The following is a 15,460-nucleotide window of genomic DNA, read 5'->3' as shown; positions in this document are numbered from 1 at the left end:
GGCGGCCCCGGACGCCTTCGCCGGGCCGCTCGGCGAACGTGCGGGACGCCGCTGATATGGTCCGCGGAAGTGATGCCCGACGTGAGGGAGTTGGTCCGGTGAAGCTGCTCCCGCTGTTCCTCCGGCGGCCGATAGAGGCTGTGTACGAGCGTCGGCTGGCCGCCACCCTGGTGGGGCTGCCACGCCCGCAGCACGTCGGGATCATGCTCGACGGCAATCGGCGCTGGGCCCGGAAGGCCGGCCACACGGACCTCCGGGAGGGTTACCGGGCGGGTGGTGCGAAGGCCACCGAGTTCCTGGACTGGTGCGAGGCCGCCGCGATCGAGCGAGTGACCCTCTTCATGCTCTCCGACGACAACCTCGGGCGCCCCGCCGAACAGCTCGGCCCGCTGATCGAGATCATCGAAGAGACCATCCGGGACATCACGGCCGTCGGCCGCCCGTGGGAGGTCCAGGTGATCGGCTCGCTCGACCTGCTGCCCGGCGCCACCGCCCGGGCACTCAAGCAGGCCACTGCCGCGACGGCCGGGCGCGGCGGGCTCAAGGTGGACATCGCGGTCGGCTACGGAGGCCGGCGGGAGATCGTCGACGCGGTGAAGAGTGCCTTCGAGGAACACCGAGCGGCCGGTGGCGACCTGGCCGAACTGGTCGAGCGGTTCGACATCGACGACATCTCCCGGCACCTCTACTCGCCGACCGCCGACCACACCGACTTCATCATCCGGACCTCCGGCGAGCAGCGGCTGTCGGGTTTCCTGCTCTGGCAGTCCGCGTACGCCGAGATGCACTGGGTGGACTGCTACTGGCCGGCGTTCCGCCGCGTGGACTTCCTGCGTGCGATTCGCTCGTACGCCAGTCGGCAACGGCGATTCGGCAAATAGCCGCTCCTTCGCGCGACGGCTCACCCGCGCCTTGGTCAGCTCGTGGGGGCACCCCGGAGAGCCGAGGCTTTCCAGGCTTGTCGTCGTCCTGGCGTTGCGCGACGGCGGTCGCTGCCCTGTGCGGGCAGCGGCGCCTGCGGCTGGGGCCGCGTTACTGCTCGGTGAAGACTTCCTCGGCGGCGGTGGTGGCGGTGGCGGCGCGTTGGAGCCACTGGTTCAGCAGGCGGGTCTCGGTGCAGGCGTTGATCTTCTCCCGGAGCTCGTCGGTGAGGGCGATGCCGCGTGCTTCGACGACGAGCAGGAGCCCTTGGGCTCGGCCCTGGGTTCGGCCTTCGTCCCGGATTTCTTCGGACATGAAGGATGTGTAGAACGAGGTGTCCACGGCCACGAGGGTCCTCCGTCGTTGTGCGGCTTGGCGGTTGTCCAGGCCCGCGTTCGGTGAGGGTCTTGATGCCGACTTCGGCTCCGGCGGGCAGTGACTGGATGTGTGTGGCGAGGCCGATCGCGATGAGGGAGAGTTCGCGGTGCTGGGCGAGGTGGTTGCCGATCTCGGTGAAGCCGGAGGTGTGGCGGACGTTGACGTGGATGACGCCGGATGGCGGCGTGACGCCTTGAGTGCCGGGAGTGCCGGGCCGGGTGCACGAGGGCGCGATAACCTGCTGCGTATCCATCGGGAAGGTCTCTGCTTCCTCGTGGTCAGGCCCTCGGCCGAGATTCTCAGTCTCACCGGGGGCCGTCTCGTGTCTGTGGTGGTTGCGGCGAGCATATGCCAGCCAACCCGCCTCAAATCCAGCCCAGTTGCCATTTGTCACCCGCGGGAGTGACGGGGGTGGGTGGGGTTCGGTCGGGTTGTTTTCCCCAAGTTCTTTAAAAGCCTTGAGACGTCGCGGGTGGCCGCGTCGTGGTGCACCGGGTCGTGGCCCCGGGGGTCGTGGGTGTCCACGATCCGGTGGATTCGGGTGCCGTGCGAGGCCCGGCACACGGCCAACCGGCAGCCGCGCGCACGCGTGGCTCCGGACCACCGCGACGGAAACCTTGCCGCCGCCCAATTCCCCTTCAGGCACGCGGGGTTGCCTCGCGCCTACAATCCAGCGGTGATCACGCCGACCGGCGTGGACCGAAAGGACCGGCGAATTGACCACGCACATACCGGGGCGCAGATCCCGGTCGCAGCACAGACGCACTGCCGTGGCCGCAGAGGCCCGCGGAAGGAAGGCCTCACACGCCCGCACCCGCATCCGCGCCACGGGCCGACGGGCGGCCTCATGCCGTTGAGCGACGACAGACAGAAGGCGGTGACGGTGGCAGACCTTCCCGTACCGCTTGCGAAGCTGCTCTGGCGGCGGCACACCGTCTACCGCGAACGGGGCGGCACCGTAGTGATCCGCGGTGAGGACGCCGGCCGGTGGATCAGCCTCGCCCCTCATGGGTCCGGCCGGGTGCGCATCCGAGCCGGGCGCATTCTGGACGGCGGAACCACCGCCCCCGCCCGCGCCGAGACCACCGTCCCCCTCGACGGCGACATCGCCCGTCTCGCGGCCTGCTGCCGCGGCCTGCTGGCCGAGACGGCCGGCGCGAGGGCGGCTGGGGGAGCCGCGCACGCACCGATGACGGACCGGCCGCGGCAAGGGCCCCGGAAGGTCAGGCGCGGGAAGGGAACAGCCGTCCTGGTGTGTGCCGCCGTGGTGGTCGGGCTGATCGCCGTCTCGATGTTCGGCTGAACCGGGCGGCGCGCGAGACCGTCGGCCCACCCCGCGTTCAGCCGGGCGATGGTCAAGGCCCGGTGGCGCAACCCGCATTCGACCCAGCGACTTGCCGTGCCAGGTGGTCACTCCGGCGTTCAACCGGGTGACGGACAGGGCCCGATGGCGCGCCTTCCCTCGAACTGCGTGACGAGCACGGCCCGGTGGCGTAACTTGCGTGGAACCGAGTGACGGGTGGGGCGTTCCGGTGGCGTACCTTCCCTGTGCATGACGGACATCGACAAGCTCACCGGCCTGTTCGAGGCGCTGGGGGCAGACGACGCCGCGGGCTGGGCCGACTCGGAGGCCGAGGAGAACATCCCTCAGCTGGCCCGGTACCGGTTTCTGCGCATGGTGTGGCAGGACATCGACGCGTGGAGTGCGGCGGCTCCCGAATGGGTCGCGGCCTACCGCGAGGAGGGTCCGGCGAGCGGGGCGGTGGAGCGGGCGGTGCGTCTCGGGCTGACACCGGGTGAACTGGGGGAAATCGCCCGGGAGGTGGCGAAGGAGACCGCCTTCGGTCTCCTCCACGGGCTGGCCGATCCGGCGGACGGTGAACTGCCGCCGGAGACCGAGGCGCAGCTGCCCGGATGGTGTCTGGTCGAACTGTCACCCGAGGGCAAGCAGACGGGGCGGGTCCTGAGCGCGCTCCACGAGGACCTGGACGAAGTGGAGCCGCAAGGCCCGGCCGGAGGTGTCGTATGACCGCGTTCGATGTGAGTGAGCGGCGGATCTGGGGCGGACGGGCGGAGAGTTACGCCCGTACCTTCGCCCACCTCTGCGCCCATACGGTCCCCGCCCTGCTGGACGCCGCCGTCGTCGGGGCCGGGACCCGGCTGCTCGACGTGGGGTGCGGCAGTGGCAGCGTGACGGTGGCGGCCGTCGGACGCGGTGCGGTGGTACGGGCCGTGGACGCCGAGCCGGGCATGGCCGCGGCCACCCGGAGGGCGGCGCCCGGAGTCGAGGTCCGTACCGGTACGCTGCCCCAGCTTCCTTATCCCGACGGCGAGTTCGACGCCGTTGTGGCGAACTTCGTGCTCAACCACGTGGGCCGGCCGCTGGAGTCCATCGTCGAACTGCGCCGGATCACCCGCCCGGGCGGCCGGGTCGCCGTCACGATCTGGCAGCTGCCGAACGCCCCCGGCCAGACGCTGATCGGCCGTGCCGCCGAGGCCGCCGGACTCACCCGGCCCGACTGGCTGGCCATGGTCGACGAGGAACACAATTTCCCGCGCAACCCGGACGGGTTGGGCGCTCTGTTGACGACGGCCGGACTCGGGGACGTACGCAGCACCTCGCTGTCCTGGGAGCACCGGGCAGACGCCGATGACTGGTGGTCCGGCTCCGCGTCCGGTGTCGCCGCGACCGGGCAGCTGGTCAACAGCCGCGGACCGGAGGGGGTGGCCGCGGCGAAGCTGAAGTACGACGTGCTGTGCAAGGAGTTCGCCGCGCAGGACGGGCTGTTGGCGCTGCCGCACATGGCGGTGCTGGCCCACGGGAAGGTGTAGCCGCGGCCCGCGCGTGCGACGCAGGGCCCCGACGCTACGACGCAGGGCCCGGACGGTCGAGCTGACCAGCTGACCGTCCGGGCCCTGTCCGATGGCGCGCATGCGTGCGAGGGGTGCGCGATGTCCCGGTCAGCTGCCGGTGACCGTGACCTTCTCGTCGTTGTTGAGCTGCTCGACCAGCTGCTTGACCTTGGCCTTGTCCCAGACCAGGTTGCCGCCGGTGGAACCGGAGATCGGGATGTTCAGCGACGCGCCGTCACCACCCGTGACGCCCTTCATCGCGAAGAACATCTGCCCCAGGTCCCAGAGCGACATGTCCTTGTCGACGATCAGCGTGTCCAGCCCGGCACCCATCGTCGGGTAGAGCTTGAACGGGTTGATGATCGTCGACGGCGTCGCCGTCTGGCTCGCCAGCGCCGCGAGGAACTTCTGCTGGTTCTTCGTACGGTCCAGGTCGGAGGTGAAGGCGTGCCGGGTCCGGACGAAGGCGAGTGCCTGCTGGCCGTCGAGGGTCTGCTTGCCGGCCTGGAAGTCGGCGCCGGAGTACTTGTCCTTGAACGCCTTGGGGATGTCCAGCTCCACCCCGCCGATCGCGTCCACGATCTTGGCGAAGCCGCCGAAGCCGATCTCGACATAGTGGTCGATGTGCAGCCCGGTGTTGAACTCGACGGTGCGCACGAGGAGTTCGGGGCCGTCCGTGGCGTAGGCGGCGTTGAGCTTGGTGAAGCGGCCCTGGCCCTCGTACCTCTTGCCCGACTCGGAGCCGATGAACGAGGGGATCTCGACGTTCGAGTCACGGGGCAGCGAGACCAGCGTCGGGCCGTTCGAGCCGTCGTGCAGGATCATCATCGAGTCGGTCCGCTTGCCCTCGGCGGAGCCGGTGTGCAGTCGCTTCTTGTCGTCGGCCGTCATGCCTTCGCGGCTGTCGGAGCCGACGATCAGGTAGTTCGTGCCGTCGCCGCTCTTCGGCCGCTCGATGACCTTGGAGAGGTCGACCTCGCGCTTCAGCTTGGAGTCCGCCCAGAAGTACGTACCGACGGAGACGGCGAGCACCACGACCACCAGGCTCAGTACGCCGATCTTGATCCGGCGGCGCCAGTCCGGCGCGGGCCCCGGACGTCCCTGCACGTAGCCGCCGTCGCCGGGGCCGCGCCCGCTGTGACCGCCGCCGCCGTGGCCGCCGCTCCCGCTGCCGTAGACCTGGCCCGTGTTGTAGCCGCTGTCGTAGTCGGGGGTGTCGTCGTAGCCGCCGGGCTGCTGCGGCACCGGACGCTGCCTCGGCGGCGCCGGGCGCTGCTGGGGCGGGGCGGGGCGGCGCTGGACGTGCGGCATCGATCGGGCACTCTCGGGCCGGTCGCTCGCGCTGCCCTGCCCGTAGCGGTTTCCGCTGCGGTTGTCGCCGTTCCAGCCCTCGGGCCAATCGTTCATGCGATCCAGTGTGCCGGTCCGGGCCGCTGCTATTACAGGGTGTGAGGGAAATCGGACCAGGGCTGTTGCGAAGCTGATGCATTGCGACGCTCTGCGGGCCCCCGCATAAGGTGGAGGGCATGACAGATCAGGCCCAGAGCCCGGAATGTGACATTCCGGGCAAGCCCACCGCAGCCTCCCGGACCACCCTCAGCCACATCATGACCGGCAACGACACGAATCTCCTGGGTACGGTGCACGGCGGCGTGATCATGAAGCTGGTCGACGACGCGGCGGGCGCGGTGGCCGGGCGGCACTCCGGCGGCCCCGCGGTGACGGCCTCGATGGACGAGATGGTCTTCCTGGAGCCGGTCCGGGTCGGTGACCTTGTTCACGTCCGCGCCCAGGTGAACTGGACCGGACGCTCCTCCATGGAGGTCGGCGTCCGGGTCATGGCCGAGCGGTGGAACGAGTCGACCCCGGCCCAGCAGGTCGGCAGCGCGTATCTGGTGTTCGCCGCGGTCGACGCGGACGGCAGGCCCCGCCGGGTGCCGCCCGTGATCCCCGAGACCGAGCGCGACAACCGGCGCTATCAGGAGGCACAGATCCGGCGCACCCACCGCCTGGCCCGGCGCCGTGCGATCAAGGAACTGCGCGAGAAGCGCGCGGCGGACGGCATCGAGGACTGAACGCCGTCCGGACCGGACCGGACCGGACCGGACGGGACGGGACCGGATCAGACCGGGCTGCGCCGGGCCGGGCGAGTTGGGCCAGGTCCGGCAGCCGGACCGGCCGGGAGCGGGCCCAGCCCGGTCCGGCCCCGCCCTGCCCGGTCCAGCCCCTTACGGGCAGACCACCTCGTCGCCCTTCACCGCGCCGAACCTGCCCGGATCGGGCTCCTCGGCCCGGACCCGTTCCACCTTCAGGTAGTCCGCGCCCGCCGTCACCTTCATCGTGCCGCCCTGCCCCTTCACGGCCTTCAGCTCGGCCCCCGGCAGCGCCGCCGCCAGTGACTTCGCGGACCGGTCCCAGCGGGGGTCGTACGTGACCAGGGTGTGCGCGAGATCGCGCTCCGGCGCGGTGAGCGGGGCGCGGGTGGTATCGAAGCCCGTGTCGTGCAGCGCGGCGTCGATCGTGGAGCCGAGGCCGTCCTTGGGGGTGCCGTTGTAGACCTGGACCCGGATCTGCTTCGGCGGGACGTCGACGGTCTTCGCCGGCTCCTGCTTGGGCCGCGCGACGGTGAGCGGTTTGTCGTCGCGCAGCGCCTGGAACAGCTGCTTCGACTTCTTCTCGTCCCACTTGACCGTCGAGCCGATGCCCTTGACCTGGTACGCGACGTCCCCCATCGGCACCGAGGTGAATTCCGACGAGGCGGCGGAGAAGCCCCGCATCGCCTGGCCGAGCTCCAGCATCTGCTCCGTACCGAAGCCCTTGTCGGCCCGTACCGACTTCAGCATCGTCGAGGCGACCTCGCGGAACTTCACCGGGTTCAGCAGCACTCCGCTGCTCGTCGCCTGTTTGATCAGCGAGGCCATGAACTTCTGCTGGCGCTGCATCCGGCCCAGGTCGGCGGCGCCGTCGATGTGCCGGGAACGTACGTACTGGAGTGCCTGGCCGCCGTCCAGCTCATGAGTGCCCGCCGCGAGATCGAGACCGGTGTAGGAGTCCTTCATGGGCCGGGCGGTGCAGATCTTCACGCCGTCCAGGGCGTCGACCGTCGTCATGAAGCTGGTGAAGTCGACCTCCAGATAGTGGTCGACCTTGACACCCGTCATGTGCTCGACGGTCCGCACGGTCAGATTCGGCCCGCCCTCGGCGTAGGCGGCGTTCAGCTTCACCGGATGGGCCGCGTGATCCTTGCCCGTCGTCGCGTCCCGGTGCTCGGGGATCTCGGCATAGCTGTCGCGCGGCAGACTGACGACGCTGGCGCGCTCCCTGTCCGCGGACAGGTGCACCAGCATGATCGTGTCGGTGCAGTGACAGGGCGCGCCGCCCAGCCGGTACTTCTTCTTCTCTTCCTTGGTGATCTTGTCGCGACCGTCGGTGCCGACCAGCAGCAGATTCATGCCGTGGCCGCCCGTGGGCCGGTTCTTCATGTCCTTGAACGGGTCGATCCGGTCGATCTCGGACTCCAGATTGGTCACCACGGCGTGGCCGATGCCACCCGCGCCGAGCACCAGCACGGAGAGGGTGGTCGCCACCCGCATGCCCCAGCGCGGTCTCTCGCCCCGTTTCCTGGGCCTTCCGGGCTGCGGGGGAGCGGCACGGGGCCTCGGCGGACGGGGGGAGCGGGGCGGCGTGGGCACGGGGGGACCTCCGCGATGCAAGGGGGACCGTACGCACAGTAGGCCCATACGATCTGCATTCCGGGCAGCGAGCAGGCGGCGCGCCCCGGTGTCCCCCATAAGCGGTAACGTGGCGGCCGAATAACGCCGCCTGGTGGGGTGCGATGCCCCCGGCGCCCCCGAGGACCCCCCGAGGACCACATGTCTGCCGCGCAGCACCCCGCCGTCTCCGTGATCATGCCGGTACTCAATGAGGAGCGGCACCTCCGGAACTCCGTCCGGCACATCCTGGAGCAGGAGTACTCCGGTGAGATGGAGGTGGTGATCGCGCTCGGCCCGTCCACGGACCGTACGGACGAGATCGCCGCCGAGCTGGTCGCCGAGGACCCCCGGGTCCAGACCGTGCCGAACCCCACCGGCCGCACCCCCGCCGCGCTCAACGCCGCGATCCGGGCCTCCCGCCACCCCGTGGTCGTCCGCGTCGACGGCCACGGCATGCTCTCGCCGAACTACATCGCGACCGCCGTCCGGCTCCTGGAGGAGACGGGCGCGCAGAACGTCGGCGGCATCATGCACGCCGAGGGCGAGAACGCCTGGGAGGACGCCGTGGCGGCGGCCATGACGTCGAAGATCGGCGTCGGCAACGCGGCCTTCCACACGGGCGGCGAGGCGGGACCGGCGGAGACCGTGTTCCTCGGTGTCTTCCGCCGGGAGGCCCTGGAGCGGGCGGAGGGCTACAACATCGAGTTCATCCGTGCCCAGGACTGGGAGCTGAACTTCCGTATCCGCGAGGCCGGCGGTCTGATCTGGTTCTCGCCCGAGCTGCGCGTGCAGTACCGCCCGCGGCCCTCCGTCCGGGCGCTCGCCAAGCAGTACAAGGACTACGGCCGCTGGCGTCACGTCGTCGCCCGCTACCACCCCGGCTCGATCAACCTGCGCTACCTCGCCCCGCCGACCGCCGTCGTGGCGATCGCGGCCGGCCTGGTGGTGGGCGCGGCCGTCACCCCGTGGGCGCTGGTCGTCCCGGCCGGTTACGTCGCGGCCATCGTCGCCGGGTCCCTCCCGGCGGGCAAGGGCCTGTCGCTGAAGGCGCGGGCGCAGATCCCGGTCGCGCTGGCGACCATGCACATGTCGTGGGGCTACGGCTTCCTGACCAGCCCGCGCTCGCTGGCGAAGCGCGTCATCGCCAGCCGCCGCCCGGCGCTCCGTGAGCCGGGCACGCCGGTGGCCTGAGCGGCCGGCGTCAGGCACACAGACATAGCGGCCGGCGTCACGCACACAGACGTAGGAGAGGGGGCGCCCGGTGAACGGGGCGCCCCCTCTCCTCCTGTCCCGCGCGTCCGCTACATCTGGCGGTACGGCCAGTACACGTCCATGCAGTCGTCCTTCGCGGCGCCGTTGACCGACTCGGTGCCCTCCAGCGGGTCGCTGTCGTCCTCCACGGACTTCGGGTACGTGGCACCGGTCCGCCAGTCCGAGCCGACCGTGACCGTCAGCCCGGCCCCGTCCGGGGTCTCCGTCACGGCGCTGGTCGGCAGCGACAGCGCCTTGGCGACCGACAGCGCGTCCGCCTTGCCCTGAGCGCCCGCGCTGTGCGGATAGCTCACCTCGGTCGTGAGCGCGGACCCGAGCTCGGTCTGGGTGTCCGCCTCGGTGAAGCCCTTGGCCTTCAGCATGTCCCGGACGATCCCGGCCCGGCCCTCGGTGGCCGCCTGGCCATCGGCGTTGGTGCCGTTGACGACGGTCACCCCGAGCGAGGCGGGGGCGCCGGCCTTCGGGCCGGCCTTCGCCTTCTTCGCCGCCTTGGCACGGTCCTTGGGGTCGAGCGACTGGTCGTCGCGCAGCAAGGCCCAGAGTTTGTCGGCGGCGCCGGGCTTCGGCAGGACGTGTGCTTCGGGGTTCTTCGGGTCGGGGATCCGCGGCATCGTCAGCATGTTCAGCTTGTCCATCGGCACGTTCTTCAGCTGCATGCCGAGGTCGAACAGCTTCTTGACCGTACCGATCTCCTCCGAGACCTGGAGCGACTTGGTCGCGGTCTCGGCGAGGTTCATCAGGCGCCCGGTGTCCGTGAAGGCGTTCTGGCTCTTCAGCTCACGCATGACGGAGTTCATGTACATGTGCTGGGCCTTGGACCGGCCGAAGTCGCTCTCGAAGGCGTGCCGGGTGCGCAGCCACTTCAGTGCGGTCTCGCCCTTGATCTTGTGCGGGCCCTTGGTCAGCCTCAGGTGGGAGCCGCCAGGCACCCCCGGCTTGGGGACGTCGTTGACGTCCTGCTTCACACACACCCAGGCGCCGCCCACGGCGTCCGCCATGTCCACCACGCCGGAGAAGTCGACCATCATCCAGTGGTCGATGTAGACCTTGGTGAGCTGCTCCCAGGTGTCCAGCGTGCAGCCGGGGCCGCCGCGGAGGGACTCATTGATGATGCCGTTGCCGGCGGGGTACTTCTGGTGGGTGTCGGGGTTCTCGCAGGCCGGGATGTTCACCCGGGTGTCGCGCGGGATGCTGATGACCGAGGCGTTCTTCCGGTCGGCCGACACATGGAGCAGCATCTGCACATCGGCCAGCGGGGTCCCGCCGACACTCGACTTGCTGCCGCCGAGCTTCAGGTTCTCCGCGCTGTTCCGGCTGTCGGAACCGATCAGCAGGATGTTCAGCGGGGTCTGGCCCGCCGCGTTCGGGGCCTTCTTCTTGGCCGCGCCGTTGCCCGCGCTCCGCTCCCCCTTGCGGAGGTTGCTGTTCAGGTGCTCGTACCAGAGGTAACCGGCCGCGCCGGTGCCGAGTATGAGGAACGCGAGGGAGAAGGCTATCCAGCGCAGTACGCGGTGCTTCTTCTTCCTGGGGGCGCGGCGGGGCCGGCCGCGGCGTCCGCCGTGGCTCGACGCGCGATGGCCACCGCCTGCGCTCCCGCTCTCACCGGACCGCGGTTTCGCGGCATCCTCGCCGCTGTCCCCGTCGCCGCCCGCGCCCTCGTAGAGGCCGTCGTCCCAGCCGAGTTGGCCGGCATGCCGGACGCGTGGTCGCGTCCCCTCCCCGGGCGTGCTGTTCCGTCCCACCAGGACCCCCCTGCTGCTCAGACTCGCGGTATCGCGCAGTGACCCGGTGTCACTTGGCGCACTCTGCCTTGTCGGCGCTGGCCTTCGGAATGTCGATCTTCGCCGGACCGGTGATGGAGACACCGGCGCCCTTGAAGTCCGCCCCCAGCGTCAGCACCATGGCCTGAAGGCCCACGGCGTCCTCGGTGCCCGGCTTCATCGCCGACCCGGGAAGGCCCATCATCTCGGCCAGCGCCCGTGCCTGGTCCGCCTGGTTGGGCGCGTACTGAAGTGTTGTCTTGGCGGCCTTCGCGGGTGCGTTGGCCTTGTTCGTGGACTTCAGAACACCCTTGTCGTTCTGGAGCCAGTTGACGGTCTGCTGGGCGGCGCCGGAGATCTCGCCGCCGTTGTAGACATCGACACGGACGTCCGCCGCCGCTGCCTTGGTTCCCTTGAGGAGCGCGTCCTGCTTGCTCTTGGCCGCCTTCTTCTGCGCGGCCACCTCGGTCAGGGAGGTGTCCGCCTGCATCATCGCGAGCAGCTGGGGCGACTTCACCGGGTCCACGACCACCGTGATGGGCTTCGGCTCGGCCGGGTTGTCGATCACCGGCAGCGTCACGAAGGTGATGTTCTTCGTGTCGATCTTGGTGAGTTCCTTGGCGAGCGAGGTCAGCTTCGGCACCGAACCGATGGCGGAGTCGACCGTCAGCGCCTTGGTCGCCGAGTCCGCCAGTTTGAACAGCTTCGTCGGGCTGGTCAGCGTGTCGTCCGACTTCATCTGCCGGATCATCGAGCCGATGAACTGCTGCTGGCCCTTGATCCGGTCGAGGTCGCTCCCGTTGGCGTAGGCGTGCCGCGTCCGTACGAACGCCAGCGCCTCCTCGCCCTGCACGGTGCTCGGCCCCGCCGGCAGGTCGAGGTGCGACTTGTCGTCCTTGACCGCGTGGGCCAGACAGATCTTGACGCCCCCGACCGCCGTGGACAGCTCCTTGACCGCGTTGAAGTCGACCATCATGAAGTGGTCGACCGTCAGACCGGTGAGTTCCTTGACGGTGTCCATCGTGCAGCCCGGGTCCCGGCCGTCCTGGCCCAGGCTGGTGTTGAACCGGACGTTCTGGGTGCCCGGAATCGTCTTCTCCGAGCCGTCCTCCTGCTTGGCCTTGCAGTCCGGAATGTTGGTCATGAGGTCGCGGGGGATGCTCATCGCCGTGGCGTTGGTGCGGTCCTTGGACACGTGGAACAGGATGTTCGTGTCCGCGTGGCCGGCGCTGCCCTTGTCGCCGTAGCCCTCGTTGCCCTTGCCGGTGCGCTTGTCCGTACCGATGACCAATATGTTGAGGGGCGCGTTGGCGGTGACGACGTCCTTGTTGCCCCGGTCGCCGATGTCCACGGTGTTCAGGTTGCCGTTGAAGTGCTGGTACAGCCAGTACCCGCCGGCCGAGACGCCGACGAGCAGGAAGGCCATCACGCCACCTGTCCAGAGCAGTGCCTTCTTGCGGCGGGCCTTGGGGGCCTTGCGCTTGCGCCGGCCCGTGCCGTTGTCGGCCGGGCCGGCGGGCTCCTGGCCGCGCGGGCCGGAAGCCGAACGGCGGCCACCCTGGCGGGGCACCTCACGGCTGCGGCGCGGGCTCTCGCCCGCCGCACCGCGACGCTCGCCGTCGCCCTGCGCACCGCGACGCTCGCCGCCCCCCTCACGGGTGGCACCTCTGCGTCCGGAACCCCGCGGGGCCGAAACTCCCGACGATCCGCCCGAATCCGCTCCGGAATGATTCAGTCGCAGTTCGTAGTCGCCGGTTTCCGGGTTGAGAACCCATTGGTCTGCGGGATCGATTTCTTCCGCCCGCCCACGGCCTTGTGCATCCACGGTCGCTTGAGTCCTCCGTCGGTGCCACGCGAGGCGCCTCCCCCGATAAGGCGCTCAGTCTTTCGCTCCGGAAGTACGCGCGGCCAGGAGGCCGGAAGCACCGGATCGCGTCACAATATCCGTCCCGTTCGCTGTCGAGCGACGGGCGTGACCTATTCCACGGCCCTTACAACCGGGCATTCTTCCCATTGCACGCCGAACGCTGTTCGCCGCTTGGTCATTGCTTTACTGCTTACACAGATCGGTTGCCGCATTGTTCCCCGAGTAGGTGGGCGTGGGGGTCGGGCCGGAAGCGTCATCGGCGTCAGCATTTTTTCCGCCGTCACCCTCCAGTTCGTCCGCGGGCACGACTGCGACAGGTTTGTCGTCGCGCAGCTGCTTGAAGAGCTTGTCCGCATCGGGCTGTACCAGTTCGTCCCGGTTCGCATTGAGTCGGTATGACTGACGGGGAACAGTAAGGAACTGCACCTTGTCGGTCGGTACGTCTCGCATTCCGCGCACCAGGTCGTAGAGGTCCTTCAGGCTGTCCAGTCCCGGGTCGGTGGTCAGCGCCTTGGTGGCCGCGTCCAGCACCGGGTAGAGCCGGGTGGGGTTGAGCAGGACCCCGTTGCTCTGCACCTTGTTCACCAGCGCGCCCAGGAACTGCTGCTGTCGGTCCATCCGTTCGGTGTCGCTGCCGTTGCCGATGGACTTGCGGGCCCGTACGTACCCCAGGGCCTGTTCGCCGTTGAGTTTCTGGCGGCCCGAGGGGAGCTTGAGGTGCGCGGCGCTGTCGTTGATCGGCTCCTTGAGGCAGATCTCGACCCCGTCCACCGCGTCGACCATGTTCTTGAAGCCGTTGAAGTCGACGACCATGTGGTGGTCGATCCGGATGCCGGTCATCTTCTCGACGGTGCGGATGGTGCAGGCGGTCCCGCCGAATTCGAAGGCCCAGTTGAATTGCGCGAACTGCGGCTTGCTCAGGCTTTTGTCCGGCTTGTGGCATTCCGGGATGTTCACCATCAGGTCGCGCGGGAGCGACATGGCCGTGGCGCTCTTCCGGTCCGCCGCCAGGTGCAGCAGGATCGTGGTGTCCGAACGCTGGCTGCCGCCGTCGTCACGGCCGTACTTGCGGTTGTCCCCGGCCCGGCTGTCGGAGCCGATGAGCAGGATGTTCTGTGCGTCATGGACGACAGCGGTGGGGCGCTCCTTCTCGTACGCCTTGAGTTCGGCGGCCGCGGAGGTGTCCGTCCTGATGTTGCCGTCCAGCTTCTTGTACAGCCACCAGCCGGTGCCCGCGGCGACGAGTACCACGAACGAGGCGCCGATCGCGGTCCAACGCAGCCAGTGACGCTTGCGCTTGACGACGATGTCGAGGCCCGGACCCGCCTCGGAGCTCTCCGCCGGCGTTCCGTGCGACGGGCCGCTGCCCGACCCGCTGCGCGTCTCACCGCCCGGCGCGCCCTCGGTGCCGTTGCCCGGGACATGCTTCTCGCCGGACTCCTCGGCAGGTTCCTTGCCGGACGATCCGCTCGGCGTCCCGCCCCCGGCACGGCCCTCGGCGGGTCCCTCGGCAGGCCTTTCGGCCGGGTCCTTGCCGGGTGATCCGTCCGGCGTCCGGCCCTCGCCCGCGGCCGAGTTGTCCGGCGTCCGGTGCCCGCCCGTGGCCGAGTCGTCGGGGTCGTCCGGCGTGCCGGCGCTTTCGGTCACGTCTGCGTCCATCCTTCGTGTGCGGCAGCGTGAGGGGCCGCCGGTCGCAGAAGTAGACGGCTGAACTTCACGCTTGGTTGTGCCTTGAGTGGTCTGTACCGCAGATCATGTACTGGAGTTGGCGCTCAGGGTGGAGGGCTCGGCCCAGGCTGGGCCGGACGGGTGGCCCTCAGGCCGCTTGTCGTACCGCGTTGTTGAGGCGAGGCGGACACGCGCGGGTGACCGTCCGGGACGTACGAGCGCGGCTCAGACGGTCCGCGTGACCCGCTCGCTCTCGACGCGCTGGGCCAGCCCGTCCTCGCCCAGCTGCCCGAGGTGCCGGCACAGCACCACGGAACCGCCGGTGGCGAGGGGTGCGAAGAGTCCGGCGCTGAGGCCCTCCCAGGTGTCGTACGTACGCCCCGACAGCAGCCGCGAGCCGGCGCCCAGGCCCAGCTCCGCACCGTCCGTACGGGCCCGCGCGACCAGCTCCGCCCCGGTGAGGCCGACGCCGCCCACGGTCAGCGCCGGCGCGTCCGGGTCGACGGGCGCGAACGGGGCGAACCGGTCGCCCTGGCCCGGTACCTCGACGGCGTAGTCCGCGAAGCCCTCCGGCGCCTGCGGGAACCTGCCGCCCAGCGGGCGCAGCGCCAGTGCGATCCGCTCACCTCGGCAGGCCCGCGCGGCCTCCAGGCTGTCCGGTCCCGAGACGACGAGGTCGGCGGCGGCGGGATCGCCCTGTACATCGACGACCACGCCGGTCGAGGCGCAGGCCAGCAGCCAGACGGCGGACTGCCAGTGCGCGGGGAGCAGCAGCGCGAGCCGGTCACCGGGCTCCGCGGCGAGGTCGCCCTGCAAGAGGTTCGCCGTCTTGGCCACCCAATTGGCGAAGGTGGCCACCGACAGTTCGACGCGCTCTCCGGTGGCGTCGTCGTAGAAAGTGACCATGGGGCGGGCCGGGTCCGCGGCAAGCGCGGAACGCAGCAGGTCGGCAGGGGTGCGGTCGCTGGCGTTCATTCGCAGAAGGGTACGCGGCGGTGCCGGGAGGGGCCGGTTGTCGCGGGTGCCCG

Annotated in this window: 13 protein-coding genes; 6 read left to right on the top strand and 7 right to left on the bottom strand. The window is 69.9% G+C overall.

All coding sequences use genetic code 11. The annotated features are described in order from the left end of the window. Window positions 1–98: 98 nt before the first annotated feature. Window positions 99–881, top strand: a complete 783-nt coding sequence (locus ACZ4LX_RS30190) for an isoprenyl transferase (protein ID WP_467647448.1) — start codon at window positions 99–101, stop codon at window positions 879–881. A gap of 151 nt (window positions 882–1,032) precedes the next feature. On the opposite strand, the gene ACZ4LX_RS30185 is transcribed toward ACZ4LX_RS30190, so the two are convergent. Next, entirely contained in the window at window positions 1,033–1,236 is a 204-nt protein-coding gene (locus ACZ4LX_RS30185; RefSeq protein ID WP_467647444.1) for a hypothetical protein, read from the bottom strand. Between the two features lie 916 nt (window positions 1,237–2,152). Between ACZ4LX_RS30185 and ACZ4LX_RS30180 the strand changes: the two genes are divergently transcribed. The 3 genes from ACZ4LX_RS30180 to ACZ4LX_RS30170 all read left to right on the top strand — a co-directional run bounded on the left by ACZ4LX_RS30180 (window position 2,153) and on the right by ACZ4LX_RS30170 (window position 4,131). Next, a complete protein-coding gene (locus tag ACZ4LX_RS30180) occupies window positions 2,153–2,602 on the top strand; it encodes a hypothetical protein (RefSeq protein ID WP_467647441.1) in 450 nt (149 codons plus the stop codon). A 249-nt stretch (window positions 2,603–2,851) separates the two neighbouring features. After that, entirely contained in the window at window positions 2,852–3,328 is a 477-nt protein-coding gene (locus ACZ4LX_RS30175) for a hypothetical protein (RefSeq protein WP_467647439.1), read from the top strand. Beyond that, window positions 3,325–4,131, top strand: a complete 807-nt coding sequence (locus ACZ4LX_RS30170; protein ID WP_467647436.1) for a class I SAM-dependent methyltransferase — start codon at window positions 3,325–3,327, stop codon at window positions 4,129–4,131. Before ACZ4LX_RS30175 ends, ACZ4LX_RS30170 begins: the two co-directional genes overlap by 4 nt. A gap of 129 nt (window positions 4,132–4,260) precedes the next feature. Here ACZ4LX_RS30170 and ACZ4LX_RS30165 read toward each other — a convergent pair whose 3' ends face one another. After that, on the bottom strand, window positions 4,261–5,559 hold the full coding sequence (locus ACZ4LX_RS30165; RefSeq protein WP_467647434.1) for an LCP family protein: 1,299 nt from the start codon (window positions 5,557–5,559) through the stop codon (window positions 4,261–4,263). Window positions 5,560–5,678: 119 nt separating this feature from the next. Between ACZ4LX_RS30165 and ACZ4LX_RS30160 the strand changes: the two genes are divergently transcribed. Then, window positions 5,679–6,227, top strand: a complete 549-nt coding sequence (locus ACZ4LX_RS30160; protein WP_467647430.1) for an acyl-CoA thioesterase — start codon at window positions 5,679–5,681, stop codon at window positions 6,225–6,227. 153 nt (window positions 6,228–6,380) lie between these two features. Here the strand turns inward: ACZ4LX_RS30160 and ACZ4LX_RS30155 are convergent, their stop codons facing one another. Next, window positions 6,381–7,892 (bottom strand): LCP family protein, encoded by a 1,512-nt coding sequence (locus ACZ4LX_RS30155; protein ID WP_467647428.1) that lies wholly within the window; start codon window positions 7,890–7,892, stop codon window positions 6,381–6,383. Window positions 7,893–8,024: 132 nt separating this feature from the next. Here ACZ4LX_RS30155 and ACZ4LX_RS30150 point away from each other — a divergent pair, with 132 nt between their 5' ends. Next, window positions 8,025–9,056 (top strand): glycosyltransferase family 2 protein, encoded by a 1,032-nt coding sequence (locus ACZ4LX_RS30150; protein ID WP_467647425.1) that lies wholly within the window; start codon window positions 8,025–8,027, stop codon window positions 9,054–9,056. Between the two features lie 110 nt (window positions 9,057–9,166). Here the strand turns inward: ACZ4LX_RS30150 and ACZ4LX_RS30145 are convergent, their stop codons facing one another. The 4 genes from ACZ4LX_RS30145 to ACZ4LX_RS30130 form a co-directional block, all read right to left on the bottom strand. Further along, window positions 9,167–10,879, bottom strand: a complete 1,713-nt coding sequence (locus tag ACZ4LX_RS30145; protein ID WP_467647421.1) for an LCP family protein — start codon at window positions 10,877–10,879, stop codon at window positions 9,167–9,169. A 49-nt stretch (window positions 10,880–10,928) separates the two neighbouring features. Then, a complete protein-coding gene (locus ACZ4LX_RS30140; protein ID WP_467647418.1) occupies window positions 10,929–12,722 on the bottom strand; it encodes an LCP family glycopolymer transferase in 1,794 nt (597 codons plus the stop codon). Between the two features lie 225 nt (window positions 12,723–12,947). After that, the gene (locus ACZ4LX_RS30135) at window positions 12,948–14,423 is read right to left on the bottom strand and encodes an LCP family protein (protein WP_467647414.1); all 1,476 of its coding nucleotides are present in this window, start codon (window positions 14,421–14,423) and stop codon (window positions 12,948–12,950) included. A 234-nt stretch (window positions 14,424–14,657) separates the two neighbouring features. After that, complete coding sequence (locus tag ACZ4LX_RS30130) at window positions 14,658–15,407, bottom strand: TIGR03089 family protein (protein WP_467647411.1); 750 nt, start codon at window positions 15,405–15,407, stop codon at window positions 14,658–14,660. Between the last annotated feature and the right edge of the window lie 53 nt (window positions 15,408–15,460).

This window comes from Streptomyces sp. NPDC026062 (assembly GCF_055568375.1).
Note: the sequence above shows the minus strand (reverse complement) of the source record. Positions and strands in the feature narration are given on the sequence as shown.